The 23,310-nt window shown below is 72.2% G+C and carries 22 protein-coding genes and 1 riboswitch; of the genes, 10 read left to right on the forward strand and 12 right to left on the reverse strand.

Going from position 1 to position 23,310, the window contains the following annotated elements:
* Positions 1-55: 55 nt before the first annotated feature.
* A complete protein-coding gene (locus ACFYXV_RS26430) occupies positions 56-1,237 on the reverse strand; it encodes a S8 family peptidase (protein WP_385467069.1) in 1,182 nt (393 codons plus the stop codon).
* A gap of 371 nt (positions 1,238-1,608) precedes the next feature.
* Here ACFYXV_RS26430 and ACFYXV_RS26435 point away from each other — a divergent pair, with 371 nt between their 5' ends.
* Positions 1,609-1,935 (forward strand): protease inhibitor I9 family protein, encoded by a 327-nt coding sequence (locus ACFYXV_RS26435; RefSeq protein ID WP_389384209.1) that lies wholly within the window; start codon positions 1,609-1,611, stop codon positions 1,933-1,935.
* Between the two features lie 89 nt (positions 1,936-2,024).
* Positions 2,025-3,659 carry a serine/threonine-protein kinase gene (locus ACFYXV_RS26440; protein WP_389384210.1) on the forward strand — a complete coding sequence of 545 codons (1,635 nt, stop codon included), beginning with the start codon at positions 2,025-2,027 and terminating at the stop codon, positions 3,657-3,659.
* 36 nt (positions 3,660-3,695) lie between these two features.
* Here the strand turns inward: ACFYXV_RS26440 and ACFYXV_RS26445 are convergent, their stop codons facing one another.
* The 5 genes from ACFYXV_RS26445 to thrC all read right to left on the reverse strand — a co-directional run bounded on the left by ACFYXV_RS26445 (position 3,696) and on the right by thrC (position 8,738).
* The gene (locus ACFYXV_RS26445) at positions 3,696-4,295 is read right to left on the reverse strand and encodes a phosphoribosylanthranilate isomerase (protein WP_385474904.1); all 600 of its coding nucleotides are present in this window, start codon (positions 4,293-4,295) and stop codon (positions 3,696-3,698) included.
* 278 nt (positions 4,296-4,573) lie between these two features.
* Positions 4,574-6,196, reverse strand: a complete 1,623-nt coding sequence (gene groL, locus ACFYXV_RS26450) for a chaperonin GroEL (protein ID WP_327132593.1) — start codon at positions 6,194-6,196, stop codon at positions 4,574-4,576.
* A 355-nt stretch (positions 6,197-6,551) separates the two neighbouring features.
* Positions 6,552-6,755, reverse strand: a complete 204-nt coding sequence (locus ACFYXV_RS26455; protein ID WP_005315736.1) for a cold-shock protein — start codon at positions 6,753-6,755, stop codon at positions 6,552-6,554.
* 384 nt (positions 6,756-7,139) lie between these two features.
* Positions 7,140-7,418 carry a MoaD/ThiS family protein gene (locus ACFYXV_RS26460; RefSeq protein ID WP_048475769.1) on the reverse strand — a complete coding sequence of 93 codons (279 nt, stop codon included), beginning with the start codon at positions 7,416-7,418 and terminating at the stop codon, positions 7,140-7,142.
* A 45-nt stretch (positions 7,419-7,463) separates the two neighbouring features.
* Complete coding sequence (gene thrC, locus ACFYXV_RS26465) at positions 7,464-8,738, reverse strand: threonine synthase (protein WP_351778154.1); 1,275 nt, start codon at positions 8,736-8,738, stop codon at positions 7,464-7,466.
* Positions 8,739-8,755: 17 nt separating this feature from the next.
* A riboswitch (SAM riboswitch) is annotated at positions 8,756-8,905 on the reverse strand.
* A 206-nt stretch (positions 8,906-9,111) separates the two neighbouring features.
* On the opposite strand from thrC, the gene ACFYXV_RS26470 reads away from it, so the two are divergent.
* Both ACFYXV_RS26470 and ACFYXV_RS26475 read left to right on the forward strand, forming a co-directional pair.
* Positions 9,112-10,062: a glucosyl-3-phosphoglycerate synthase gene (locus tag ACFYXV_RS26470; RefSeq protein ID WP_385474907.1), complete on the forward strand. Its 951-nt coding sequence runs from the start codon at positions 9,112-9,114 to the stop codon at positions 10,060-10,062.
* 45 nt (positions 10,063-10,107) lie between these two features.
* Positions 10,108-11,574, forward strand: a complete 1,467-nt coding sequence (locus ACFYXV_RS26475) for a trehalose-6-phosphate synthase (protein WP_389384211.1) — start codon at positions 10,108-10,110, stop codon at positions 11,572-11,574.
* Between the two features lie 129 nt (positions 11,575-11,703).
* Here ACFYXV_RS26475 and otsB read toward each other — a convergent pair whose 3' ends face one another.
* The 3 genes from otsB to ACFYXV_RS26490 form a co-directional block, all read right to left on the reverse strand.
* Positions 11,704-12,552: a trehalose-phosphatase gene (gene otsB / locus ACFYXV_RS26480; protein WP_383342789.1), complete on the reverse strand. Its 849-nt coding sequence runs from the start codon at positions 12,550-12,552 to the stop codon at positions 11,704-11,706.
* Positions 12,553-12,706: 154 nt separating this feature from the next.
* Positions 12,707-12,943: a DUF3263 domain-containing protein gene (locus ACFYXV_RS26485; protein WP_048475765.1), complete on the reverse strand. Its 237-nt coding sequence runs from the start codon at positions 12,941-12,943 to the stop codon at positions 12,707-12,709.
* A 124-nt stretch (positions 12,944-13,067) separates the two neighbouring features.
* Entirely contained in the window at positions 13,068-14,369 is a 1,302-nt protein-coding gene (locus ACFYXV_RS26490; RefSeq protein WP_389384212.1) for an extracellular solute-binding protein, read from the reverse strand.
* Between the two features lie 211 nt (positions 14,370-14,580).
* Here ACFYXV_RS26490 and ACFYXV_RS26495 point away from each other — a divergent pair, with 211 nt between their 5' ends.
* The 4 genes from ACFYXV_RS26495 to ACFYXV_RS26510 all read left to right on the forward strand — a co-directional run bounded on the left by ACFYXV_RS26495 (position 14,581) and on the right by ACFYXV_RS26510 (position 18,190).
* Positions 14,581-15,513, forward strand: coding sequence for an ROK family protein (locus ACFYXV_RS26495; protein WP_385474950.1), 933 nt, complete (start codon positions 14,581-14,583; stop codon positions 15,511-15,513).
* The gene (nagA, locus tag ACFYXV_RS26500; RefSeq protein WP_389384213.1) at positions 15,513-16,664 is read left to right on the forward strand and encodes an N-acetylglucosamine-6-phosphate deacetylase; all 1,152 of its coding nucleotides are present in this window, start codon (positions 15,513-15,515) and stop codon (positions 16,662-16,664) included. The genes ACFYXV_RS26495 and nagA overlap by 1 nt, the downstream gene beginning before the upstream one ends.
* 92 nt (positions 16,665-16,756) lie before the next feature.
* The gene (locus ACFYXV_RS26505; protein WP_389384214.1) at positions 16,757-17,677 is read left to right on the forward strand and encodes a 1-phosphofructokinase family hexose kinase; all 921 of its coding nucleotides are present in this window, start codon (positions 16,757-16,759) and stop codon (positions 17,675-17,677) included.
* 54 nt (positions 17,678-17,731) lie between these two features.
* Complete coding sequence (locus tag ACFYXV_RS26510) at positions 17,732-18,190, forward strand: spore-associated protein A (RefSeq protein ID WP_385474918.1); 459 nt, start codon at positions 17,732-17,734, stop codon at positions 18,188-18,190.
* Positions 18,191-18,270: 80 nt separating this feature from the next.
* Here ACFYXV_RS26510 and ACFYXV_RS26515 read toward each other — a convergent pair whose 3' ends face one another.
* Both ACFYXV_RS26515 and cdgB read right to left on the reverse strand, forming a co-directional pair.
* Positions 18,271-19,305 (reverse strand): CBM35 domain-containing protein, encoded by a 1,035-nt coding sequence (locus ACFYXV_RS26515; RefSeq protein WP_385474920.1) that lies wholly within the window; start codon positions 19,303-19,305, stop codon positions 18,271-18,273.
* A 68-nt stretch (positions 19,306-19,373) separates the two neighbouring features.
* Positions 19,374-21,161, reverse strand: a complete 1,788-nt coding sequence (cdgB, locus tag ACFYXV_RS26520; protein ID WP_389384215.1) for a diguanylate cyclase CdgB — start codon at positions 21,159-21,161, stop codon at positions 19,374-19,376.
* A gap of 326 nt (positions 21,162-21,487) precedes the next feature.
* Here cdgB and ACFYXV_RS26525 point away from each other — a divergent pair, with 326 nt between their 5' ends.
* A complete protein-coding gene (locus tag ACFYXV_RS26525) occupies positions 21,488-22,033 on the forward strand; it encodes a flavin reductase family protein (RefSeq protein WP_385474952.1) in 546 nt (181 codons plus the stop codon).
* 38 nt (positions 22,034-22,071) lie between these two features.
* Here the strand turns inward: ACFYXV_RS26525 and arfB are convergent, their stop codons facing one another.
* Entirely contained in the window at positions 22,072-22,497 is a 426-nt protein-coding gene (arfB, locus tag ACFYXV_RS26530) for an alternative ribosome rescue aminoacyl-tRNA hydrolase ArfB (RefSeq protein ID WP_385474924.1), read from the reverse strand.
* A gap of 168 nt (positions 22,498-22,665) precedes the next feature.
* Between arfB and ACFYXV_RS26535 the strand changes: the two genes are divergently transcribed.
* Positions 22,666-23,241, forward strand: a complete 576-nt coding sequence (locus tag ACFYXV_RS26535) for a TerD family protein (RefSeq protein ID WP_030156998.1) — start codon at positions 22,666-22,668, stop codon at positions 23,239-23,241.
* The last annotated feature ends 69 nt before the right edge of the window (positions 23,242-23,310 follow it).

Consider the following 23,310-nt stretch of genomic DNA (forward strand, 5'->3'; position numbering starts at 1 on the left):
CCGCAGCCTATCCCCGAGCGGGCTGCGGGCCCGGTGGGTCAGGACCCTCCGGCGGTCAGAGACCGGCGGTGTACAGCAGCTTGTTCGGGGAGGCCGGGCTGAGGCTCTTCAGGACGTCCTTCGTGGACTCCTGCTCCAGGTACTCGGCGACCTCCTCCGGAGCGGCGGTCGGGTGCGCCTGCTTGTAGAGGACGGCCACACCGGCGACGTGCGGCGCGGCCATCGAGGTGCCGTCCAGGGCCACGCTGCCGCCGCCCAGCTTCGCGGAGACGATGGCCTGCCCGGGCGCGTAGAGGGTGACGCACTGGCCCCAGTTGGAGAAGTCGGTCTCCTCGTCGTACTGGTTGGTCGCCGCCACCGTCACCACGAGCGAGGCGGACGCGGGCGAGACGCCGCAGGCGTCCTTCGCGGAGTTGCCCGCGGCGACGACCGGCAGCACACCGGCGTTGGTGACCGCGTCCGCGGCCTCGTTGACGGCGGTCGACTTGTCCCCGCCCAGGGAGCCGTTCATGACGGCCGGCTGCTTGGCGTTCTTCGCCACCCAGTCCATGCCCGCGATGATCCCCGACCAGGTGCCCATGCCGTCACACCCGAGGACGCGGACGCTGACCAGGTTCGCCTTGCGCGCCACCCCGTACGTCTTGCCCGCGACCGTGCCCGCGACGTGCGTGCCGTGGCCCTGGCAGTCCGCGCCGAGCCGCCCGTCGCCGATGGCGTCGAAGCCGAAGGTGGCGCGCCCGCCGAACTCGTCGTGCGCGTAGTCGATGCCCGTGTCGAGGATGTAAGCGGTCACCCCGGCGCCGTTGCCCTCGGTGGTGAAGTTCCCGTCGAGCGGCAGCTCCTTCTGGTCGATCCGGTCCAGGCCCCACGAGGAGGACGGCGCACGCGTACCCGGCGTCCGGGTCGGCTGCGGCACCGACTGGACCGCGGCGTCCTCCTCGACCGACTTCACCCCGAGGCTCACCCGCACGATCTGCAGCTGGAGCGGGGTCAGCGGGACCGCGAAGCCGTTCATCGCCTTCGTGTAGACGAACGTCGGCTTCAGGCCCAGCTTCGTCGCGGCCTTCGCCGCGTCCACCCCCTTCTCCAGCGTCACGATGTACTTGCCGGGCACCGCGTTCGCGGCGGTGTGCAGCGGTACCGGGGTCGGCTCCGGGGTGTCGGCGGCGGCCGTACCGGCCGCGATCGGGGGCACGGTGAGCAGGGTGGCGGCGGCCAGGCGTGCGAGCAGGCGCATGGAAGGAACTCCCTGAGGGGGCGGGACGGAAGACGGGCATGAAGGAGCCGCCCCGACCAGGGCGGATGCCTCTGCGGGTGCGGCCTTCCCTTCCATCGGTGCCACGCGGGCGCGTCATGAACCACCGCCGCCCGCCCGGCCGATCGCCCGCCGCCCGCGTCGACACGCGCTGTCGCACAAGCTGCAGAAAGGGTTATCCCCCTGTGCCGTCACGGCTGTGGCGCCCACCGTCCCGGCCCGGGACCCTCCGGCAAGATCACCCGTACGGGCCGCCCCCACACCGGCGAGCGCACGGCCGGTGCGCCCCCGGTGCCTCCGCCACCCCCACGCACGTCGTTGACCTGCGGCGTCGTACGTGATGGCCTCACTCCATGCGCACCCGTCTGAGCCGGGCCCTGCCCGCAGCCGTCGTCGTACTGGCCGCCTTCTCCGCACTGCCCGCGTCGACGGCCACGGCCGCCGTGCGCGCACCGGTCCCGTACGCCGCCCCCGCCGACCACCGCACGTACATCGTCACCGTGAGCCGGGAGCTCGACCCGGCCGACGTGGCGCGGCGGGTCGGTGCCACCCCGGTCCACGTCTACGACCACACCCTGCACGGCTTCGCCGCGCCTCTCAGCCCCGCCCAGGTCACGGCCCTGCGCGCAGTGCCGGGGGTCGAGACCGTCGAGGAGGACGGCACGGCCTCGGCCGGCTGACGGGCGCCCGGCCGTTCCCCCTCCCCGCCCGCCACTTAGGGTGAAGGCGATCAACTCGGCTGTTGATCGGGGGAGTCGGGGGGAGACCGATGAACAGCGCGACCGAGGTGTTCCAGCCCTTGCGGGAGGACGATCCGCAGACCGTCGCCGGCTACCGCCTCGCGGCCCGGCTGGGCGCGGGCGGCATGGGCCGGGTCTACCTGTCGCACACCCCGGGCGGCCGGCCGGTGGCCATCAAGGTGGTACGGCCGGAACTGGCCGAGGACCCGACGTTCCTGCGGCGGTTCCGCCGCGAGGTCGAGGCGGCCCGGCGGGTCCGGGGCGCGTACACGGCCGAGCTGATCGACGCCGACGCGGCCGGGGTGCCGCCCTGGCTGGCCACCGTGTACGTGCCGGGGCCCTCGCTGTCGGAGGCCGTGGCCCGGCGCGGACCGCTGCCGGTCCCCGCCGTGCTGTGGCTGGTGGCGGGGGTGGCCGAGGCCCTGGAGGTCATCCACGGGGCGAGGATCGTGCACCGCGATCTGAAGCCGTCGAACGTGCTGCTGGCCGCCGACGGGCCGCGGGTCATCGACTTCGGCATCTCACTGGCGTCCGGCACCACCTCGCCCACCGCCACGGGCAGCGCCATCGGCACGCCCCAGTACATGGCCCCCGAACAGGCGCTGGCCGGCGAGACCACGACGGCCACCGACGTCTTCGCGCTCGGCCAGACGGCGGCGTTCGCCGCGCTGGGCGAGCCGTTGTACGGAGACGGCCCCTCCGTCAGCGTGCTGTTCCGGATCGTCCACTCCGACCCCGACCTGTCCCGGCTGCCGGAGTCGCTGCGCCCGCTGATCGCCCGGTGCCTGGCAGCCGATCCGGACGACCGCGCCACCCCGGCGGAGATCGTGGCGTGGTGCAGGCAGCGGCTGGGCAAGGACGCGGACGCGGGCGGCGGTCCGGCCGTCTGGCGGGAGGTGGCGGGGCCGGAGCCGGTGGTCCCGGCCCCGGTGCCGCACCCCACCTCCGTACACACGCGAGCCCTGACACCGGCGGTGGCGCCGATGGCCTGGCAGCCGCCGGCCACGCCGCCGCTGACGCCGGAGGAGCAGCGGGTGCGCAGGCGGCGTACCGCTCTGATCGTCGGCGCGGTGGTGACGGTGTCCGCCGTCCTGCTGACCGGGCTGGCCTGGAAGGTCATGGACGCGGCGGACCGGGCACGCGACCGGAGCGCGGCCGCGGCCACGTCCTCCGGCCCGGCGAGTGGCGGCAAGGCCACGGGATCCGCCGGGGCAGCGGGAGCCGGCGGATCGGGCGGCGCCGGCGGAGCCGCGTCGGGTGCGCCCAAGGCTTCCAAGCCGCCCGCGCCCTTCCCCCACCCCCAGGTCTGGCTGGACGAGAAGAACTCGATCGGCATCAAGGACCCGGTCGAGCGGCAGGACCGCACGGGAGACATCCGCCTGGAATGCGAGAAGAACAGCTGTGAGCTGGTGAGCGACACGAGCGTGATCGTCCAACTGTTCGCCGATCCCGGCACCGGCAACCTAGACACGTGCGGCCTCCTCACGAAGCCCGCCACGCAGCACAAGCTGCCACTGGCCGCATCGGCGCCGGGCACCGAAATCTGTGTCAGGCACCCGTCGGGAGACATCGCACTGCTCGTGATCCAGACCAAGCCGGTCGTGCGGCTGCCCGACCTGCCCGGCTGGATCACCGCGGACATGACGGTCTGGCGCGCGTCCTGACGGCGGCCCGCCCGGGGCTGACCGCCCGCCGGGCGGTCAGCCCCGGGCGGCCTCGATGAAGGCGCGGATCAGGGCGGGGTCCTTCACGCCGCGCTCCCGCTCCACCCCGCTGGACACGTCCACACCCCAGGCGCCGGTGGTCTCCACGGCCTCCCGCACGTTCCCGGGCGTCAGCCCGCCGGCCAGCAGCCAGCGGCCCTCCGGCGCGGTGAACTCCGCCGAGCCCCAGTTCCACGGCTTGCCGGAGCCGGGGTCGGGCGCGTCGAGCAGCAGCAGGTCCTCCCCGTACTCCCCGCAGCGCTCCACGTGCTCGGCGGTGGCCCGCAGCAGGGTCCGGCCCCCGGCGCGCAGCGCCTCGTAGAACTCCGGGCCCTCGTCGCCGTGGAGCTGCACGCCCCGTACGCCGCTCTCCTCGGTCAGCCGCCGCACCTCGTCGACCGGCTGCCCCCGGAACACCCCGACGGTCAGCACCGATTCCGGTACCCGGGCCGCGAGCTCCCGTGCCTCGGCGGCGCCGATCGTACGGGGGCTCGCGGCGGCGAAGACGAAGCCGACGGCATCGGCCCCGGCCGCCACGGCCACGTCGACGTCGGGCCCGGTCTTCAGCCCGCAGATCTTCACGAACAGCTCGCTCATCCCCCCAGTCAACCAAACCGCCCTGTCGGGTGGTGATCCGTCCCGGGGACCGGGCACGGCCGCCCCCGCGCCGCCAGCCTGGAACGGGGCTCACACCCCGTGCACGGCAGGCCACGCGGAGGACAACGGTGACGATCATGGTTGAACGGGCCACGCCGATGGAGCAGGCGGCACCGCCGCCACCGGCTTCTAGGAGCCCCTGAAACGCCCGAGGGCGGCACCCCCCGTGTGGGGAGTGCCGCCCTCGGTCGAAGAACAGCCGATCAGCCAGAGGCCGATCAGAAGTCCATGTCACCGCCCGGCATGCCGCCGCCGGCCGGCGCGCCGGCCTTCTCGGGCTTGTCGGCGATGACGGCCTCGGTGGTGAGGAAGAGGGCCGCGATCGACGCCGCGTTCTGCAGCGCGGAGCGGGTGACCTTCGCCGGGTCGATGATGCCCTCGGCGATCATGTCCACGTACTCGCCGGTGGCGGCGTTGAGGCCCCAGCCGACGGTCAGGTTGCGGACCTTCTCCACGACGACGCCACCCTCAAGACCACCGTTGACGGCGATCTGCTTGAGCGGGGCCTCCAGGGCGAGCTTCACGGCGTTGGCGCCGGTCGCCTCGTCACCCGACAGGTCGAGCTTCTCGAAGACCGCGGAGGCCTGGAGCAGGGCCACGCCACCACCGGCGACGATGCCCTCCTCGACGGCCGCCTTCGCGTTGCGAACGGCGTCCTCGATGCGGTGCTTGCGCTCCTTGAGCTCCACCTCGGTCGCGGCGCCGGCCTTGATGACGGCCACGCCGCCGGCCAGCTTCGCGAGGCGCTCCTGGAGCTTCTCGCGGTCGTAGTCCGAGTCGGAGTTCTCGATCTCGGCGCGGATCTGGTTGACGCGACCCTGAACCTGGTCGCTGTCACCGGCACCGTCGACGATCGTGGTCTCGTCCTTGGTGATGACGACCTTGCGGGCGCGGCCGAGCAGGTCCAGGCCCGCGTTCTCGAGCTTGAGGCCGACCTCCTCGGAGATGACCGTGCCGCCCGTGAGGATGGCGATGTCGCCGAGCATGGCCTTGCGGCGGTCGCCGAAGCCCGGGGCCTTGACGGCGACGGACTTGAAGGTGCCGCGGATCTTGTTGACGACCAGGGTCGACAGGGCCTCGCCCTCGACGTCCTCGGCGATGATCAGCAGCGGCTTGCCGGACTGCATGACCTTCTCGAGGAGCGGCAGCAGGTCCTTGACCGAGCCGATCTTCGAGTTGACGATCAGGATGTACGGGTCGTCGAGCGACGCCTCCATACGCTCCATGTCGGTGGCGAAGTACGCCGAGATGTAGCCCTTGTCGAAGCGCATGCCCTCGGTGAGCTCAAGCTCCAGACCGAAGGTCTGGGACTCCTCGACCGTGATGACGCCTTCCTTGCCGACCTTGTCCATGGCCTCGGCGATGAGCTCGCCGATCTGGGTGTCGGCGGCGGAGATGGAGGCCGTGGAAGCGATCTGCTCCTTGGTCTCGACATCCTTGGCCTGCTCCAGCAGGGCGCCGGAAACGGCCTCGACGGCCTTCTCGATGCCGCGCTTGAGGGCCATCGGGTTGGCGCCGGCGGCCACGTTGCGCAGGCCCTCGCGGACGAGCGCCTGGGCGAGCACGGTGGCGGTGGTCGTACCGTCGCCCGCGACGTCGTCCGTCTTCTTGGCGACTTCCTTGACCAGCTCGGCGCCGATCTTCTCGTACGGGTCCTCGAGCTCGATCTCCTTGGCGATGGAGACACCATCGTTGGTGATCGTGGGGGCGCCCCACTTCTTCTCAAGGACGACGTTGCGACCCTTGGGGCCAAGGGTGACCTTGACGGCGTCGGCGAGCTGGTTCATCCCGCGCTCGAGACCGCGCCGGGCCTCCTCGTCGAACGCAATGATCTTGGCCATCTGAAGTGGTCCTCCAGGACTGGGGTTCCCCCTGCACCGTCGGTACGAGGGGAGGCTTGGATTGCTCCGGACCGCGCCCGCGCCCGCGACGGACGGCCTGCGTGCCCGGCGGTTCCTTCCCGCCGGACCCTGCGGGCCTCACCGACCCGGTCCTGTGTAGTAGCACTCTCAAGCAGAGAGTGCTAACGCCAATGATTAGCACTCGACCCCTCCGAGTGCAAGCGGCTTGGGTGAACGCCGACCGGCACGTGCCCGGCCGGCCCCCACCCGCCTCCGGGCAGCACGAAGGGCCCGCACCCCTCCTCCGAGGTGCGGGCCCTTCGTGTGTATGCGTCGGTGGTCGATCGCGCCGGGACTAGACGGCGAGCTTGACCATGTCCGCCTGCGGACCCTTCTGGCCCTGCGAGATCTCGAACTCGACCCGCTGACCCTCTTCAAGGGTGCGGTACCCGTCCATCTGGATGGCGCTGTAGTGGACGAACACATCCGCACCACCGTCGACCGCGATGAAGCCGTAGCCCTTCTCCGCGTTGAACCACTTGACGGTGCCCTGAGCCATGCCTAACTCCCCTATTACTGGCCCTTGCGCAGGACCGCACTTCGCGGTCCCGGGTCAGAACTTGCGCCGGAACGCCTCGACCGGGGCTGAATGTATCCGCACCGCTGCTGTCTGCAACAGGTCAATCCGACGAGAATTCTGGACACGGGGATACATTGAAATACAGTGAAAAGTTGGCATATTCTCGGGCAACTCGGACCCGGCATATCTCGCCAAAGCCCCATACCGCACTCGGACATTGACTCAATGTCAACCATCACTCGACCCGCTCATATGCGGCGGGCAAGAACAGCGGAGGGGACTTCCCCAACCCTACCGCGCCCAATCAAGCAGAATTACCCCCTCCGCTTTTACCGGAGGGGGTAATTCTGAGGCTTTCGCCGGTCAGCAGCCGCCCGCGACGGCGGGGATGATCGAGACGCCCGCGCCGTCCGGCGTCACCGCGTCCAGACCACCCTCGAAGCGCACGTCGTCGTCGTTGACGTAGACGTTCACGAAGCGGCGCAGCTTGCCCTGGTCGTCCAGGACGCGGGCGGCGATGCCCGGGTGGTTCGCCTCCAGGGAGGCGATGACCTCGGAGAGGGTCGCGCCCTCGGCGGAGACCTCGGCCTGGCCGCCGGTGTAGGTGCGCAGGATGGTGGGGATGCGGACGTTGACGCTCATGGCGCTACTGCCTTTCCGGGTTTGCAGGTATGGGTCGGGTCGGGCTCAGGCCAGGCCGGCGGCGCGGAACGCGTCCAGGCTCGGGCGGATGGTGGCGGTCTGCCCGCTGTCCGCGGCCACCGCCTCCAGGGTCTTGAGACCGTCACCGGTGTTGAGGACCACCGTGGTCAGCGCCGGGTCGAGCTGCCCGTTCTCGATGAGCTTCTTGGTCACGCCGACGGTCACGCCGCCCGCGGTCTCGGCGAAGATGCCCTCGGTCTGCGCGAGGATCTTGATGGCCTCGACGACCTGCTCGTCGGTGACGTCCTCGACGTAGCCGCCCGTACGGCGGGCGATGTCCAGGACGTACGGGCCGTCGGCCGGGTTGCCGATGGCGAGCGACTTGGCGATGGTGTTCGGCTTCTGCGGGCGGACCACGTCGTGGCCGGCCTTGAACGCGGTGGAGACCGGGGAGCAGCCCTCGGCCTGCGCGCCGAAGATCTTGTACGGCTTGTCCTCGACGAGCCCGAGCTTGATCAGCTCCTGCAGACCCTTGTCGATCTTCGTCAGCTGCGAGCCGGACGCGATCGGGATCACGATCTGGTCGGGCAGCTGCCAGCCGAGCTGCTCGCAGATCTCGTAGGCGAGGGTCTTCGAGCCCTCGCCGTAGTACGGGCGCAGGTTGACGTTGACGAAGCCCCAGCCCTCGCCCAGCGGGTCGCCGATGAGCTCGGAGCAGAAGCGGTTGACGTCGTCGTAGTTGCCCTCGATGCCGACGAGGTCGCCGCCGTACACACCGGCCATGACGACCTTGCCCTGCTCCAGGTCGTGCGGGATGAACACGCAGGAGCGGAAGCCGGCCCGGGCGGCCGCGGCGCCGACGGCGCCGGCCAGGTTGCCGGTGGAGGAGCAGGACAGGGTGGTGAAGCCGAAGGCGCGGGCGGCCTCGACGGCGATGGCGACGACGCGGTCCTTGAAGGAGTGCGTCGGGTTGCCGGAGTCGTCCTTGACGTACAGCTTGCCGGTGAAGCCGAGCTCCTTGGCCAGGTTGGCCGCGTCCACGAGCTTGGTGAAGCCGGGGTTCAGGCTGGGCTTGGAGGCCACGTCCGCGGGGACGGGCAGCAGCGGGGCGTAGCGCCAGATGTTGTTCGGGCCGGCCTCGATCGCCGCGCGCAGCGCTTCCGGGTCGCCGGTCGGCAGGTCGTAGGCGACTTCCAGCGGACCGAAGCACTCGACGCAGGCGAAGATGGGTCCGAGCTCGAAACGGGTACCGCACTCACGACACGAGAGGCCGGTGGCAGGTCCGAGATCGACAGAGGTGGCAACAGTCTGTGCAGCCATGATGGCGAGGCCCTTTCTCCTCATCTTCCCCATGGCGCACTTCGCCATGAGACGGAATTGGCACCTTCCCTAGCCGGGGACCTCGCTGCCGCAAGCAGGCGCGAGAACCGACTGGAGGGTTGCCGGGGCTTCAACGGGCCGTGTCCCTCTGCCCCTCTGGATGAGCGGTATGGCACCGGGTTGCGCGCAGGATGCGCGTCCGGGCGTTTGTGCGCGGGGACCCCCGGCATGCGGTGGTCCTTCGCGTTGTTCAAGACTGTAACCGAAGGTGCGGATGGTTGAGACGGCCGTCCGAACCGCGAGATGGATCCTATTTCGGCCGAAACCGCCGAGGGGCGACGGACCGCCGACGGACGACCAGGGAGTGCTGAACGTGCTGGAAGAGGTGGAGCGCTGGTTCGCGGACCGCTCCTGGTCCGCGGCCGACCGACCGCTCGACCAGCTGCTCTGCGCCAAGCGGGCGGCGGGCACCACGGTCAGCGTGGTGCTGCCCGCGCTCGACGAGGAGGAGACGGTCGGCGCGATCGTCGAGGTGATCCGGCGCGATCTGATCGACGGGCTGCCGCTGCCGCTGGTCGACGAACTGGTCGTGATCGACTCGGGCTCCACCGACCGGACCGCCGAGGTGGCCGCGAAGGCGGGCGCCCGGGTGGTGCACCGCGACGACATCCTGCCGCGGATCCCGGCCGTGCACGGCAAGGGCGAGGTGCTGTGGCGCTCGCTGCTGGCGACCACCGGGGACGTCGTCTGCTTCGTGGACGCGGACCTGCGGGACTTCTCCTCCGCCTTCGTGTCCGGGATCGTCGGCCCGCTGCTGACCGAGCCGGACGTGCAGTTCGTCAAGGCCATGTACGAGCGCCCGCTGGGGGACGCCCCCGGCCAGGGCGGCCGGGTCACCGAGCTCGTCGCCCGTCCCCTCCTCAATCTGCACTGGCCGCAGTTGGCCGGCTTCGTCCAGCCGCTGGGCGGCGAGTACGCCGTGCGCCGGTCCCTGCTGGAACGCCTGCCCTTCCCCGTCGGGTACGGGGTGGAGCTCGGCCTGCTGGTGGACGCCCTGCACACGGTCGGCCTGGACGCGCTGGCCCAGGTGGACGTGGGCGTACGGCTCCACCGCCACCAGGACGGCCAGGCGCTGGGCCGCATGGCCGCGGCGATCTACCGGACGGCGCAGCTGCGGCTCTCGCGCGGGCACCTCGTACGGCCCGAGCTGACGCAGTTCGAGCGCGGCCCGGACGGGTTCGTGCCGCGGACGTACCCCGTGGACACCGAGGAGCGGCCGCCGATGGCCGGGGTCAAGGAGTACTCCGGCCGCCGGGTGGCGTGAGGGAACTGACGTTTGAGCGGGCGGGCCCCGGGCTAGGTTCGCCGCATGGCTTCCCAGGTACTCGTCGCAGCGAACCGCGGCCCGCTCTCCTACGTACTCGACGACGACGGCGCCCTCACGGCGCGGCGCGGCGGGGGCGGACTCGTCTCCGGCCTCTCCGCCGCCCTCGCCCGCCAGCCGGAGGCGCTGTGGATCTGCGCGGCGCTCTCGGACGCGGACCGGGAGGCGGTCCGCCGGGGCGTTTCCGAGCCTGGCGTCCGGATGCTGGACATCGATCCCGCCACGTACGACGACGCGTACAACGGCATCGCGAACTCGGTGCTGTGGTTCACCCACCACCACCTGTACGACGTCCCGCGCGAGCCGGTCTTCGACGCGGAGTTCCGGCGGCGGTGGGACTCGTACGTCGCCTACAACCGCGCCTTCGCGGCGGCGCTGGCCGAGGAGGCGGGCGAGGGCGCGGCCGTGCTCGTCCAGGACTACCACCTGGCGCTGGTCCCCGGTGAGCTGCGCGCACTGCGCCCGGACCTGCGGATCGGGCACTTCACGCACACCCCGTGGGCCTCGCGCGAGTTCCTGGAGATGCTCCCCGACGACATCCGCTCACAGCTGATGTGGGGGATGCTCGGGGCCGACCAGCTGGGCTTCCACTCCTGGCGCTGGTCGCTGCAGTTCATCACCGGGGCGGACATGGACGACCGGACCGGCGCGACCTGGCCGCACCTGCCCGCCGGCACGGCGGAGCGCGGGGTGTGGCACCGCACGACGGCCGCCGACGGATCCGGGTACGGGCCGCGGCGCTTCACGGAGGTCCGGCAGTACCCGTTGGGCGTCGACGCCGACGACCTGCGCGCGCTCGCCCACCGGCCGGTCGTCGACGACAAGCTGGCCGCGCTGCGGGCGGAGGTCGGCGACCGGGCGGCGATCGTCCGCGTGGACCGCACGGAGCTGTCGAAGAACATCCTGCGCGGGCTGCTGGCGTACCGGGAGCTGCTGACCGCGCATCCCGAATGGCGGGAGCGGGTGGTCCACCTGGCCTCGGCCTACCCCTCGCGCCAGGACCTCGCGGTCTACCGGGCCTACACCCAGTCGGTGCGGGACCTGGCGACGGAGATCAACGAGGAGTTCGGCACGCCGGACTGGCAGCCGGTGCTGGTCTCCGTCGAGGACGACTTCGCGCGCTCGCTCGCGGCGTACCGGATGGCCGACGTGGCGCTGGTCAACCCGGTCCGGGACGGGATGAACCTGGTCGCGAAGGAGATCCCGGTGGTGTCCGAGGCGGGGTGCGCGCTCGTGCTGTCCACCGGGGCGGGGGCGTACGAGGAGCTGCGCGAGGACGCGCTGACGGTGAACCCGTACGACGTGACGGCGACGGCCGAGGCCCTGCACGAGGCGCTGTCCATGCCGGCGGACGAACGGCTGGAGCGCACGAAGCGCCTGGCCGCCGCCGCCACGGCCCTCCCCCCGGCGGCCTGGTTCACGGCCCAGCTGGACGCGCTGCGCGAGGGGTAGGAGAGCTCGCGGGTGGTCTTGCCGCTCTCGGCGGCCTCGGCGGGCTCTGCGGCCTCGGCGGCCTCGGCGGCCTCGGCGGCCTCGGCGGCCTCGGCGGTCAAGACCGGCCGGGTACCGGTACCGCGCGCGTCAGCCGCGGATGGCCCCGGCCAGCGCGGCCAGGAAGGACACCACGTCCGCCGGGCCGTTCAGGACCAGGTCGGCGCGGGCGGCGAGTTCGGGTACCTCCGCCGATCCGCTGGCCACCAGGAGTCCCGGCATGCCGTCGGTGCGCAGCTTCTCGACGGCCGCGTACGCCGCGAGGTCGCCCAGGTCGTCCCCCGCGTACAGGACGGCCTCGGCGCCCGTCTCCGCGAGGTACTCGGTCAGGGCCACGCCCTTGTCCATCCCCGGCGGCCGCAGTTCCAGCACCGCCCGCCCCGGCTCGACCATCAGCCCGTGCCGCGCCGCCAGCTCGGCCAGCGGCTCGCGCAGCGCGGCGAAGGCCGCGTCCGGGTCCGCGGCCCGCCGGGTGTGCACGGCCAGGGCCCGGCCCTTCTCCTCGATCCAGGTACCGCGCCAGGCGCCGATGGAGTCCAGGAACCCGGGCAGCTCCGCCCGTACGGCGGCGACCCCCGGATGCTCGGCCGGAGTGTGCACGATGCCGGTCACGGCGTCCCAGCGCTCGGCCCCGTAGTGGCCCAGGACCACCAGGTGCTCCAGGCCCTCGGCGCCCGCGAAGCCCCCGTAGCGGACCGCGACCCCGGCCGGGCGGCCGGTGATCACGGCCACCGAGGCTACCTCCGGGGCCAGGGCCGACAGAGCCGGGACCGCTCCCGGGTGGGCCCTCGCCTGGTCCGGGTCCGGGACGATCTCGGCGAGGGTGCCGTCGAAGTCGAGCGCGACCACGCTGCGGCGGGGCACCCTGAGGAGGGCTTCGAGTCCCTCCCGTCCGGCGGCGGTGACGGGCATCGGCATGCTGTGCGGATGGCTCCCCATGGGGACGACCCTAACGGCCCCGCCGGGCCACGGCTACGGCGCGGGACGCGCCCGGGCGCCCGCCCGGGGCCTCTGCCCGCCTCTGCCCGCCTCTGCCCGCCTCTGCCAGCGTGCCTCCGCCGCCCCCGCCCGTCGTCACAGCGTCGCCGCACCGTCAGCGCCGGGCCCGCTGCGCCTCGCGGATGCGGCGGAGCCGGTTGACCGTGCCGGGGGCGTGGGCCAGCGCCCGCGGGTCGTCCATCAGCGCGTTGAGCAGCTGGTAGTAGCGGACCGGGGTCATCCCCAGCCCTTCCCGTATCGCCCGCTCCTTGGCTCCGGGCCCGGGCCAGGTGCGTCCCTCGTACGCGAGCACCGCGGCCTCGGTGGCCGTCAGCCCCACGTCGTCCGTCATACGGCCAGATTAACGCCGCCCGGTGACAGCGGCCGGGCCGCGCCCTGCGGCGCCCGCCCGGCCCGCGCCCCCGGCCCGCGCCCCGGCGCCCCGTGCCCCGGCGCCCCGGCGCCCGCGCCCGCCGCTACCGCACGTCCGCCTTGCGCGCCGCGTCCGCGATGTCCTCCAGGACCTTCGCGGGCTGCCCGCCCGGCTGCACGGTCTTGCCGATGTTCTGCTTGACGTCCTCGCTGACCCCGGCCCAGGACTTCTTGCCGACCGGGTAGAGCCGCGCGTTCGGCAGCGCCTGCAGGAACGTCTTGAGCTGCGTGGCCGGGCCGCCCGTGCTGGCGTCCATGGCGCGGTAGCCGGTGGTCGTGACCGGCAGCAGGTCGTACTTATTGGTGAACGCCGTCACGTTCTTGGCCTCGTACAGGTAGTCCAGGAACTTCCCGGACTCCTTGCGGTGGCCGTTCTTGAAGGCCATCACCCAGTCCGCGACGCCCATCGTCGGGTGCTCGGTGCCGTCCTCGGTCGGCATGGCCACCATGCCGAACTTCACGCCCTTCTCGGCCGCCTGCTTCAGCAGCGTGGGGTGGCCGTTGAGCATGCCGACCTCGCCCCGCGTGAAGGCGTCGAACGCGGTCTGCCGGTCCGTCTTCGCCGGTTCCAGCGCTCCGGTCAGCCCCTGGCCGACCATCTTGTCGCGCAGGAACTCGAACGTCTTGACGTTGTCGGGGGAGTCGATCGCGTACGCCTCTTCGTTGTCGGTGTAGCCGCCACCGCCCGCGAGCATCCACATCATCGTCTCGGCCTGCGCCTCCTCGCGGCCCAGAGGCAGCGCGAACGGCGTCGCCACGCCCGCGGCCTTGAGCTTCTTCGAGGCGGCCTCCAGGTCGGCCCAGCTCTTCGGCTGCCAGCCGCCCTTGGCGTCCTTCGGCACGACCCCGGCGTCCGTCAGCAGCTTCTCGTTGTAGAAGAGCAGGCGGGTGCTGGCCACGAAGGGCATCCCGTACTGGACCCGCCGGACCTTGCCGGCGTCCGCGAGCGGCGCCAGGAAGTCGGCCTCGGTGCTGACGGAGAGCAGCTCCTCCGCCGTGTACAGCTTGCCGGCGGCCGCGTAGTCGGCGTACGCGCCGATCTGCGCGATGTCGGGGGCCTTGCCGGCCTTGACCATCTCCGCGACCTTGGCGTCGACCTCGGACCAGGAGTAGACGCTGACCTCGACCTTGACGCCGGGGTGGTCCTTCTGGAAGCCCGCGGCGAGGTCCTTCCAGTAGCCCGCCGAGGAGTTCTGCGGATTGTCCCCGTAGTCGGCCGCCACGACCCGCAGGGTCACCTCGTTGTCCCCGGTGAGACTCGCCACGGTTCCGCAGCCGGTCAGTGCCGCGGCGGTCAGGCTCAGCGCGGCGCCGGTCGCGGCCAGGCGCAGGTAACGGCCCTTCACAGTTCTCGATCCACCCCTTGTTGTACGTACGATCCACGTAAGGTCTACACCACTTTGGCGGCTCGTCCACATCCGGAGCGCACGGTGTGCGCTCCGCCGCCCGACCGAGGCGTTCGATTTTGTATGGCCGCTCAACAATCCCCTTCAATGGACTAGACCTTTCCCCGTCGAGCACGCGAGACTGTCACCTGTGAAACCCGTGAAACACGCCGTGAAGCACGTCATCGCCCTCGATGTGGGCGGCACCGGGATGAAGGCCGCCCTCATCGCCGACGACGGCACACTGCTCCACGAAGCACGCCGTGCCACCGGCCGCGACCGGGGCCCGGACGCCGTCGTCGAGACGATCCTGGAGTTCGCCGCCGAGCTGTCCGCCCTCGGCCGCGAGCGCTTCGGCGTGCCCGCCGCCGCGGCCGGCGTCGCGGTCCCCGGCATCGTCGACGCCGAGAACGGGATCGCCGTCTACGCGGCGAACCTGGGCTGGCGCGACGTACCCATGCGCGAGCTGCTCAGCAGACGGCTCGGCGGCATCCCGGTGGCCCTGGGCCACGACGTCCGCACGGGCGGACTCGCCGAAGGCCGCATCGGCGCCGGCCGGGGCGCGGACCGCTTCCTGTTCGTCCCCCTCGGCACCGGCATCGCCGGCGCCATCGGCATCGCCGGCCGCATCGAGGCCGGCGCCCACGGCTACGCCGGCGAGATCGGCCACATCGTGGTCCGCCCCGGCGGACCCGCCTGCGGCTGCGGCCAGTACGGCTGCCTGGAGACCCTCGCCTCCGCCTCCGCCGTCAGCCGTGCCTGGGCGGCCGCCTCCGGCGACCCGGCCGCGGACGCCGCCGACTGCGCCAAGGCCGTGGAGTCCGGCGACGCGCGCGCCCGGGAGGTGTGGCTGGCCGCGGTCGGCGCCCTCGCCGACGGCCTGGTCACGGCGATCACCCTGCTGGACCCGCGCACGCTGATCATCGGTGGCGGGCTCGCGGAGGCGGGGGAAACCTTGTTCACACCACTACGGACGGCCGTCGAGGAGCGCGTGACGTTCCAGCGGCTGCCCGACATCGTTCCGGCGGCCCTCGGGGACACCGCCGGTTGCCTGGGCGCAGGGCTGCTCGCCTGGGACCTACTCGCCACGGAGGTACCTGCCTGATGTCCGGAAGCGCACACAGCACCGTTCTCTCCGGCGCCAGGGTGGTCCTGCCCACCGGGACCGTGGCGGGCGGCCGCGTCATCGTCGACGGCGAGCGCATCGCAGGCAGCGCCGGCGAGGGCGCGCGGGTCGTCGACCTGTCCGGGCACTGGCTCGTCCCCGGCTTCGTGGACATGCACAACCACGGCGGCGGCGGCGCCTCCTTCACCTCCGGCACCGCCGAGGAGGTCCTCAAGGGCGTACGGACCCACCGCGAGCACGGCACCACCACGCTCGTGGCCTCCACCGTCACCGGCGACCTGGACGAACTGGCCCGCCGCGCGGGGCTGCTGGCCGAGCTGACGCAGGCGGGCGAGATCGCCGGCATCCACTTCGAGGGCCCGTTCATCAACCCCTGCCGCAAGGGCGCCCACAAGGAGGACCTGCTCCGCGACCCCGACCCGGCCGAGGTCCGCAAGCTGATCGACGCCGCCCACGGCGCCGCCCGCATGTTCACCCTCGCGACCGAGCTCCCGGGCGGGCTGGACTCCGTACGGCTGCTGGCCGAGCACGGGGTCATCGCCGCGATCGGCCACACCGACTCCACGTACGAGCAGACCCGCCAGGCCATCGACGCGGGCGCGACCGTGGCCACCCACCTCTACAACGCGATGCCGGGCATGGAGCACCGCGCCCCCGGCCCGATCGCCGCCCTGCTGGAGGACGAGCGGGTCACCGTCGAGCTGATCAACGACGGCACCCACCTGCACCCGGCGATGCTGGAGCTGGCCTTCCACCACGCGGGCGCGCACCGCGTGGCGCTGATCACCGACGCGATGGACGCGGCCGGCTTCGGCGACGGGATCTACCACCTCGGGCCGCTGGAGGTCGAGGTCAAGGAGGGCGTGGCCCGCCTCGTCGAAGGCGGTTCGATCGCCGGCTCCACGCTGACCCTGGACACCGCCTTCAAGCGGTCGGTGACCCTGGACAAGCTGCCCGTCGAGTCCGTGGTGCAGGCGATCTCGGCCAATCCCGCCAAGCTGATCGGCCTGTACGACGAGGTCGGCTCGCTGGAGCCGGGCAAGTACGCCGACCTGGTCGTCCTGGACGCCAAGTTCGACGTCAAGGGCGTCATGCGGCGCGGCGAATGGATCGTGAATCCGCTGGTCTGAGCGGGTATCGGAAGCGGCGGGCGGCCCGGGGACTGGGCCGCCCGCACTGCTGTTTGGCATGATCCCGGCACACACCGAGACCGGGGCCTGCCATGATCCTCACCGTGACGCTCAACACCGCACTCGACGTCACCCACCGCGTACCGAAGCTGATTCCGCACACCTCGCACCGGGTCGCCGCCGTGAGCGAGCGGCCCGGCGGCAAGGGCCTCAACGTCGCCCGCGTCCTGGCCGCGCTCGGACACGAGGTCACCGCGACCGGCTTCGCCGGCGGGCGCACGGGCGCCGCCGTACGCGAACTGCTCGCCGGCACACCGCGGCTGACGGACGCCCTGGTCCCCTGCGCGGGCACCACCCGGCGCACCCTGGCCGTGGTCGACGGGGCCTCGGGCGACACCACGCAGTTCAACGAGCCGGGCCCGCAGATCGGTTCCGCGGAATGGGCCGCCTTCCTGGGCCGCTACGAGGAGCTGCTGGCCGGGGCGGCCGCGGTGGCCCTGTGCGGCAGTCTCCCGCCGGGCGTGCCGGTGGGCGCGTACGCGGTGCTCGTACGGGCGGCCCGCGCGGCCGGGGTCCCGGTGCTCCTGGACACCAGCGGCGAGGCGCTGCGGCGCGGGGTCGCCGCCCGGCCCGAGATGATCAAGCCGAACGCCGCCGAGCTCGCCGAACTGACCGGCTCCCGCGAGCCGCTCCAGGCCACCCGCGACGCCCGCCGCCGCGGCGCGCACGCCGTGGTGACCTCGCTCGGCCCGGGCGGACTCCTGGCCGCCACCCCCCAGGGCACCTGGCGGGCCGCCCCGCCGCGCACCCTGACGGGCAACCCGACCGGAGCCGGCGACTCCGCCGTGGCGGGCCTGCTGTCGGCCCTCGCCGAAGGCCTGGACTGGCCGGCCCGCCTGATCCGTGCGGTCGCCCTCTCGGCGGCCACGGTCCACGCCCCGACGGCGGGGGACTTCGACCCCGGCACCTACGAGGAGCTGCGCCACAACGTCCGTGTCACCGGTGACACCTGACGGGCCCTAAGATCACACAGCCAGTTGATCTTGCAATACGTAAGGCCGAACCACATGAAGCGCATCGTCCGCAACACGCTCGCCACCATCACCGGGGTGGTGGCCGTCTCCGCGCTGGCCGCGGTTCCCGCCGAGGCCCAGACCGTCTCGGGCGGCTCCTGCGGCGCCGGCTACTACCAGCAGGACGCCTACCCGCTCGGGGACAGCCAGGGCGCGACCGGCGCCGGCGTCATCTTCCTCTACTACAACAGCTCCACCGGCAAGAACTGCGCGATCCTGCGCCGTGACGCCAACTTCCTCGTCTCGGACGGCATGGACATCAGCATCGACTCCAGCAGCGGCGGCACCGACGTCGACGGCCAGCGGGCGTACACCACCTACGCCGGCCCGGTGTACGTCTCCGCGCGCGGCGCGTGCGTCCGGATGACCGCCCACATCACGGGCGCCTGGAAGAACTCCGCGTACCTGCCCAAGACGCACTCGGAGAACACCGGCTGGGTCCACTGCGGCTGACGGGCCGGCAGACACGAGACGGGTCCGGCCCCACCGCGTGTGCGGTGAGGCCGGACCCGTTTCGAAACCGTGGCGGGAGGTCAGCGCTTGATGTGGCCCCGGCCCAGGTCGAGCTGGTCGAAGACCGCCTCGCACTGGTTTCCGGGCTCGCACGAGATCTTCATCGTGTTGGTGCCCTTCTTGAGGGTGATCCACGCGTACGTGCGCTGCCAGCCCTTGTCCCAGGCTCCGGGATCGGCCTTGGCGAAGTTCGCCAGGTTCAGGGACTGGTTGGGGTTCTGCCCGTTGACCGTGAGGGTCGCCTTCGCGTCCTTGCCGGGCACTCCGTAGTTCACGAAGAGCGTGTAGTCCCCGGCCGCCGGAACGTCCACCGTCCAGGTCAGCGCCGCACCGGTGGCGTTGAATCCGCCCACGTACTGGCCGCCCGCGCTCTTCGCGCCGGGGATCGTGGCCTCCAGGTGCGCGCCGCCCGTCAGGGACATGCCCGCGCCCGAGGCGTCCGCCTTGGGCAGCGGGGCCTCCGAGGACTGCGAGGGGCTCGGACCGGCCGACGAGGAGTTCTGCGGCTGCGCGGACTGCTGCCCGCCCGCCGTGTTGCCCTTGTCCTTCTTGTCGCCGTCCTTGTCGCCGAAGGCCACGGCCGCACCGATGCCGATCGCGACGGCGGCGACCACCGCGACGGCCGCGATGAGCATGCCCTTGCGGCTGGAACCGCCGCCTCCGCTGCCGCCGCCGTGTCCGCCCGGCGCGGGCATCGCCGAGGTGGCCTGCCCCTGCTGCGGCGGAACCCCGTAGCCGCCCGCCTGGAGGGCTTCCGGGGCCTGGTACTGGGCCTGGTAGGCCGGCTGCTGCTGCTGTGGCGGAACCTGGGCGGCGCGCTGGCCGCCGTACGTCCGCTCACCGACCGTGCGCACCTGGTTGTACGAGGTACGGGGGACACCGGGCTGCACGCCGGGCTGCCCACCGACCGTCGGGCCGGGGTAGCCGTATCCACCGCCCGGCGGGGGCGGGGTGGCTCCGGCGGCCTGGCCGTCCGCGTAGAGATAGCCGAACGGATCGTCGTCCTCGGGCTTGTTCGCCCCACTGTTCGGGCCGTGGTTCGCGGGCGTCGTCATCGCAGGTCACTCCTTTCGACCCACGGGAGCCTACCCCGAACAGGTGCACCCACGGGCGGCCGATCGCCTCAGCCGGCCCTGCGGTGCGCCTTGGAGCGGGACCTTTTCTCGATGTACATCCGCTGGTCGGCGGAGCGCAGCACCTCGTCCGCCGACATGCCGCAGCTGGCCCAGCCGATGCCGAAACTCGCGCCCACGCGCACCGCGCGGCCGTCCACCCGGATCGGCGGGATGATCGCGTTGCGCAGCCGGACGGCCAGGTCCGCGGCGTCGGCCGCGCCCAGTCCGTCCGCGAGGACGACGAATTCGTCACCACCCAGCCGGGCGACGGTGTCACCGTCCCTGACGCCCGTCGTCAGCCGCCGGGCCACCTCGATCAGGACCGCGTCACCCGTGTGGTGCCCGAACCGGTCGTTGATCGACTTGAATCCGTCGAGGTCGCAGAAGAGGACCGCCAGCCCCTTCGTCCCGTCGTCGACGTCGCTCGCGGGCGCCACCGCGTGCACGTGGTGCTCGTACGGGCCCGCGCCGGGCCCGCCGGGGCCGGGCACGCCCGGGGCCCCGGGTGCGGGCACCGCCGGGGCGCCGGGGTACTCGAAGGGCTCCGGGTAGGCGTCGGGCCGAAAGCCGTGCTCCCCGACGGCACCACCCGCCTCGACCGCGCCGCCCGCGTAGGCCGCGTGGCCGGCCTGCGCCGCGTGAGCCCCGTGACCGCCGTGCGCCCCGTGCCCCTCGTACGCCGCGTCGAGCGCTTCCACGGCGGTGGCGCGGACCGACTGCGGCCTGCGGCACAGCCGCGCCCCGAGGCGCGAGCGCAGCTCCGCGCTGTTGGGCAGGCCGGTCAGCGAGTCGTGGCTGGCCCGGTGGGCGAGCTGGAGCTCGTGGCGCTTGCGCTCCTCGATGTCCTCGACGTGGGTGAGCAGGAAGCGCGGTCCGTCGGCGGCGTCCGCGACGACGGAGTTGCGCAGCGAGACCCATACGTAGGTGCCGTCGCGCCGCCCGAGCCTCAGCTCGGCCCGGCCGCCCTCGGCGGAGGTCCGCAGCAGGGTCCCGATGTCCTCCGGGTGGACCAGGTCGGAGAAGGAGTACCGGCGCAGCACGGAGGCGGGCCGGCCCAGCAGCCGGCACAGCGCGTCGTTGGTGCGCAGCAGCCGCCCGTGCTGGTCCCCGCCCATCTCGGCGATCGCCATGCCGCTGGGCGCGTACTCGAAGGCCTGGCGGAACGACTCCTCGCTGGCGCGCAGCGCCTGCTGTTCCCGCTCCAGCCGGACCAGGGCCCGCTGCATGTTCGCGCGCAGCCGCGCGTTGCTGATCGCAATCGCCGCTTGGAAGGCGTACATCTGGAGCGCTTCGCGCCCCCACGCGCCGGGGCGCCGCCCGTTGCGCGGCCTGTCCACCGAAATGACACCCAGAAGTTCCCCGCCGGACGCATGCATGGGGGCGTAGAGCCGGTCCTCGGGGTGCCACTCGTCCGCGAAGCGCGGATCGGGGCCGTCCGTGTGCCACTGGGGCACGTCGTCCTCCAGGAGGACCCAGCCCTCGGTGTGCGGGATGAAGCGGAGCCCGTCCCAGCTCTCACCCATCGTCAGACGGCGCTCCCAGGAGGCGCGGGAGCCCACGCGGCCCGTGATGAGGGCCTCCGCGGCGGGGTCTCCGGCGAAGGCGGCGACGACGAGATCCCCGTCAGGGCGTACGAGGTTGACACAGGCGAGTTCGTAGCCGAGGCCCACGACGATGCCGTCCACGACGGTCTGCAGGGTGTCCGCCAGGCTCCTGGCCGTGTTGAGTTCGGCCACCACCTGGTGAAGCTGCCGCAGGGTCGCAAGACGGACGTACGGCTCCGACTCGGTCTCCATTGCTCGCTCTCCCCGAGACCTCGACAGCAACTCCAGGTTTGTCATCGGCGTTTCGTTGCGGTGTCCCGTCCACTGAATCACAGTGAGCTGTGCGGCAGGTACACAGGGTCAACAAATCTTGCCCTCTGTGACTCAAGTCACATGAGATGAATAAAGGTGGAGGACGGGGCCCTGTCGCCTGGGAGCGCTCCCCCGCCTTCCCGGGAGCAAACGATACGCCCGGGCCTAGGCCAAGGGGCGGGGACGCGGCTCGGACTCGGGCCCGATGCGCGGCGCGGAAGGGCGAGACTAGCGTTTCGAACGTGCCGAAGACGACCCCCGTACCCATGCCGATCCCCGCCACCCCTCATCCTGAGGGCGTGAGCAACGACGAGTTCCGCGCCGCCATGTCCCGGCTGGCGGCGGGCGTGTGCCTGATCACCGCGCACGAACCGCCCCTGACCCCGGCCGGCCCGGACGGCGAGGACGTGGGCATGACGGCGACCGCCTTCATGTCCGTGTCCCTGGACCCCCCGCTGGTGCTGGTCAGCCTGCGCGAGGGCTCCCGGATGGACGACCTGCTGGCGGAGCAGCCGCTGTGGGCGGTCTCGGTCCTCGCGGACCACCAGGTGCAGGTGGCGAGCCGCTTCTCCATGAAGAACCGCATCAGCGACCGGCTGCTCTTCGCGGACCTGCCCCACGGACGCGGCGAGGCCTCGGGGGCCCCTCTGCTGACGGGCGCCCTGGCCACCCTCGAATGCCGTACGGAGAACCGCGTCGAGGCGGGCGACCACACCCTGGTGATCGGCCGCGTCCTGACCGCGGCGCTCCCCTCCCCCGACTCCCCGCCGCTGGCGTACTTCCGCGGCCGCTACCGCCACCTGGCGCTCTGACGACCCGGGAACACCCCGGCCACCACCGGCCGAGGCCGCTACCAGTCGCGGCCGGTGCGGCCGCGCTTCGTCTCGGCTCGGGCCTTCTTCTCGCGCAGCCGCCGCTCGTTGATCCCCCGGGGGATCTTCGTCGCGCGGCGCGCCTTGGGCGGCGGAGCGGTGGCCTCCGCGAGCAGGGACGCCATCCGGACCAGCGCCATCTCCCGATTGCGGAACTGCGACCGGTGCTCCGAGGCCCTCACGGTCAGCACCCCGTCCACGAGCCGGCCGGCGAGCCGCTCCAGGGCGCGCTCCCTCCACACGTCCGGCAGGGCCTTGGTGGCCGCCACGTCGAAGAGGAGCTCCACGCGCGAATCCGAGGTGTTCACGTGCTGCCCGCCCGGCCCCGAGGACCGCGAAAAGCGCCAGGCGAGCTCCGCCTCGGGGAGCGCGACCGTACCGCGGATGACATAGGGACCAGGCATGCCCCTATGATCGCGCCCCGCCAAGCGCCCGTCACCCGTATTTCACGGCGTATTCCGTTCCGGATTCCCCCGGGCGGAACCTCGCGGCCCCCTCCCCGCGTTATGAAGGTCAGCGGTACCTTGGCCACGATCTCGCGGCCATCTGAAGACGAAGGGACACCAGTCAAAATGGCAGTAAGCCTGTCCAAGGGCGGCAACGTCTCGCTCACGAAGGAGGCCCCCGGCCTCAGCGCCGTCACGGTCGGCCTCGGCTGGGACGTCCGTACGACGACCGGTGTCGACTTCGACCTGGACGCCTCCGCCATCGCGGTCAACGCGATGGGCAAGGTCGTCTCCGACGGTCACTTCGTCTTCTTCAACAACAAGTCCACCCCGGACCAGAGCATCGTCCACACCGGTGACAACCGCACCGGCGAGGGCTCCGGCGACGACGAGTCCATCAACGTCAACCTCGCCACCCTCGCGGCCGACGTGGACAAGATCGTCTTCCCGGTCTCGATCTACGACGCCGACGCCCGCAGCCAGAACTTCGGCCAGGTCCGCAACGCGTACATCCGCGTCGTGAACCAGGCAGGCGGCGCCGAGATCGCCCGCTACGACCTCTCCGAGGACGCGGCCACCGAGACCGCCATGGTCTTCGGCGAGCTCTACCGCAACGGCGCCGAGTGGAAGTTCCGCGCGGTCGGCCAGGGTTACGCCTCCGGCCTGACCGGCATCGCCCAGGACTTCGGCGTCAACGTCTGAGTCCGAAGCAGAGCCTGAGCCTCAGCGGCTGACGGCAGCAGTGGCCGAAGCCCCCTCCCGGCCGTCCGG

Origin of the sequence: Streptomyces sp. NPDC002181 (assembly GCF_042890485.1) — a bacterium.
Classification (GTDB): Bacteria; Actinomycetota; Actinomycetes; order Streptomycetales; family Streptomycetaceae; genus Streptomyces.

Bases quoted from the DNA above. Each gene is read 5' to 3' on its own strand.
- arfB (WP_385474924.1), bottom strand. From the start codon at position 22,497: ATGCCTGGTCCCTATGTCATCCGCGGTACGGTCGCGCTCCCCGAGGCG.
- ACFYXV_RS26515 (WP_385474920.1), bottom strand. From the start codon at position 19,305: ATGACGACGCCCGCGAACCACGGCCCGAACAGTGGGGCGAACAAGCCC.
- ACFYXV_RS26510 (WP_385474918.1), top strand. From the start codon at position 17,732: ATGAAGCGCATCGTCCGCAACACGCTCGCCACCATCACCGGGGTGGTG.
- otsB (WP_383342789.1), bottom strand. From the start codon at position 12,552: ATGGGGAGCCATCCGCACAGCATGCCGATGCCCGTCACCGCCGCCGGA.
- ACFYXV_RS26445 (WP_385474904.1), bottom strand. From the start codon at position 4,295: ATGAGCGAGCTGTTCGTGAAGATCTGCGGGCTGAAGACCGGGCCCGAC.
- ACFYXV_RS26535 (WP_030156998.1), top strand. From the start codon at position 22,666: ATGGCAGTAAGCCTGTCCAAGGGCGGCAACGTCTCGCTCACGAAGGAG.
- ACFYXV_RS26505 (WP_389384214.1), top strand. From the start codon at position 16,757: ATGATCCTCACCGTGACGCTCAACACCGCACTCGACGTCACCCACCGC.
- ACFYXV_RS26525 (WP_385474952.1), top strand. From the start codon at position 21,488: ATGCCGATCCCCGCCACCCCTCATCCTGAGGGCGTGAGCAACGACGAG.
- cdgB (WP_389384215.1), bottom strand. From the start codon at position 21,161: ATGGAGACCGAGTCGGAGCCGTACGTCCGTCTTGCGACCCTGCGGCAG.
- ACFYXV_RS26475 (WP_389384211.1), top strand. From the start codon at position 10,108: ATGGCTTCCCAGGTACTCGTCGCAGCGAACCGCGGCCCGCTCTCCTAC.
- nagA (WP_389384213.1), top strand. From the start codon at position 15,513: ATGTCCGGAAGCGCACACAGCACCGTTCTCTCCGGCGCCAGGGTGGTC.
- ACFYXV_RS26460 (WP_048475769.1), bottom strand. From the start codon at position 7,418: ATGAGCGTCAACGTCCGCATCCCCACCATCCTGCGCACCTACACCGGC.
- groL (WP_327132593.1), bottom strand. From the start codon at position 6,196: ATGGCCAAGATCATTGCGTTCGACGAGGAGGCCCGGCGCGGTCTCGAG.
- ACFYXV_RS26455 (WP_005315736.1), bottom strand. From the start codon at position 6,755: ATGGCTCAGGGCACCGTCAAGTGGTTCAACGCGGAGAAGGGCTACGGC.
- ACFYXV_RS26430 (WP_385467069.1), bottom strand. From the start codon at position 1,237: ATGCGCCTGCTCGCACGCCTGGCCGCCGCCACCCTGCTCACCGTGCCC.
- ACFYXV_RS26485 (WP_048475765.1), bottom strand. From the start codon at position 12,943: ATGACGGACGACGTGGGGCTGACGGCCACCGAGGCCGCGGTGCTCGCG.
- ACFYXV_RS26440 (WP_389384210.1), top strand. From the start codon at position 2,025: ATGAACAGCGCGACCGAGGTGTTCCAGCCCTTGCGGGAGGACGATCCG.
- thrC (WP_351778154.1), bottom strand. From the start codon at position 8,738: ATGGCTGCACAGACTGTTGCCACCTCTGTCGATCTCGGACCTGCCACC.
- ACFYXV_RS26435 (WP_389384209.1), top strand. From the start codon at position 1,609: ATGCGCACCCGTCTGAGCCGGGCCCTGCCCGCAGCCGTCGTCGTACTG.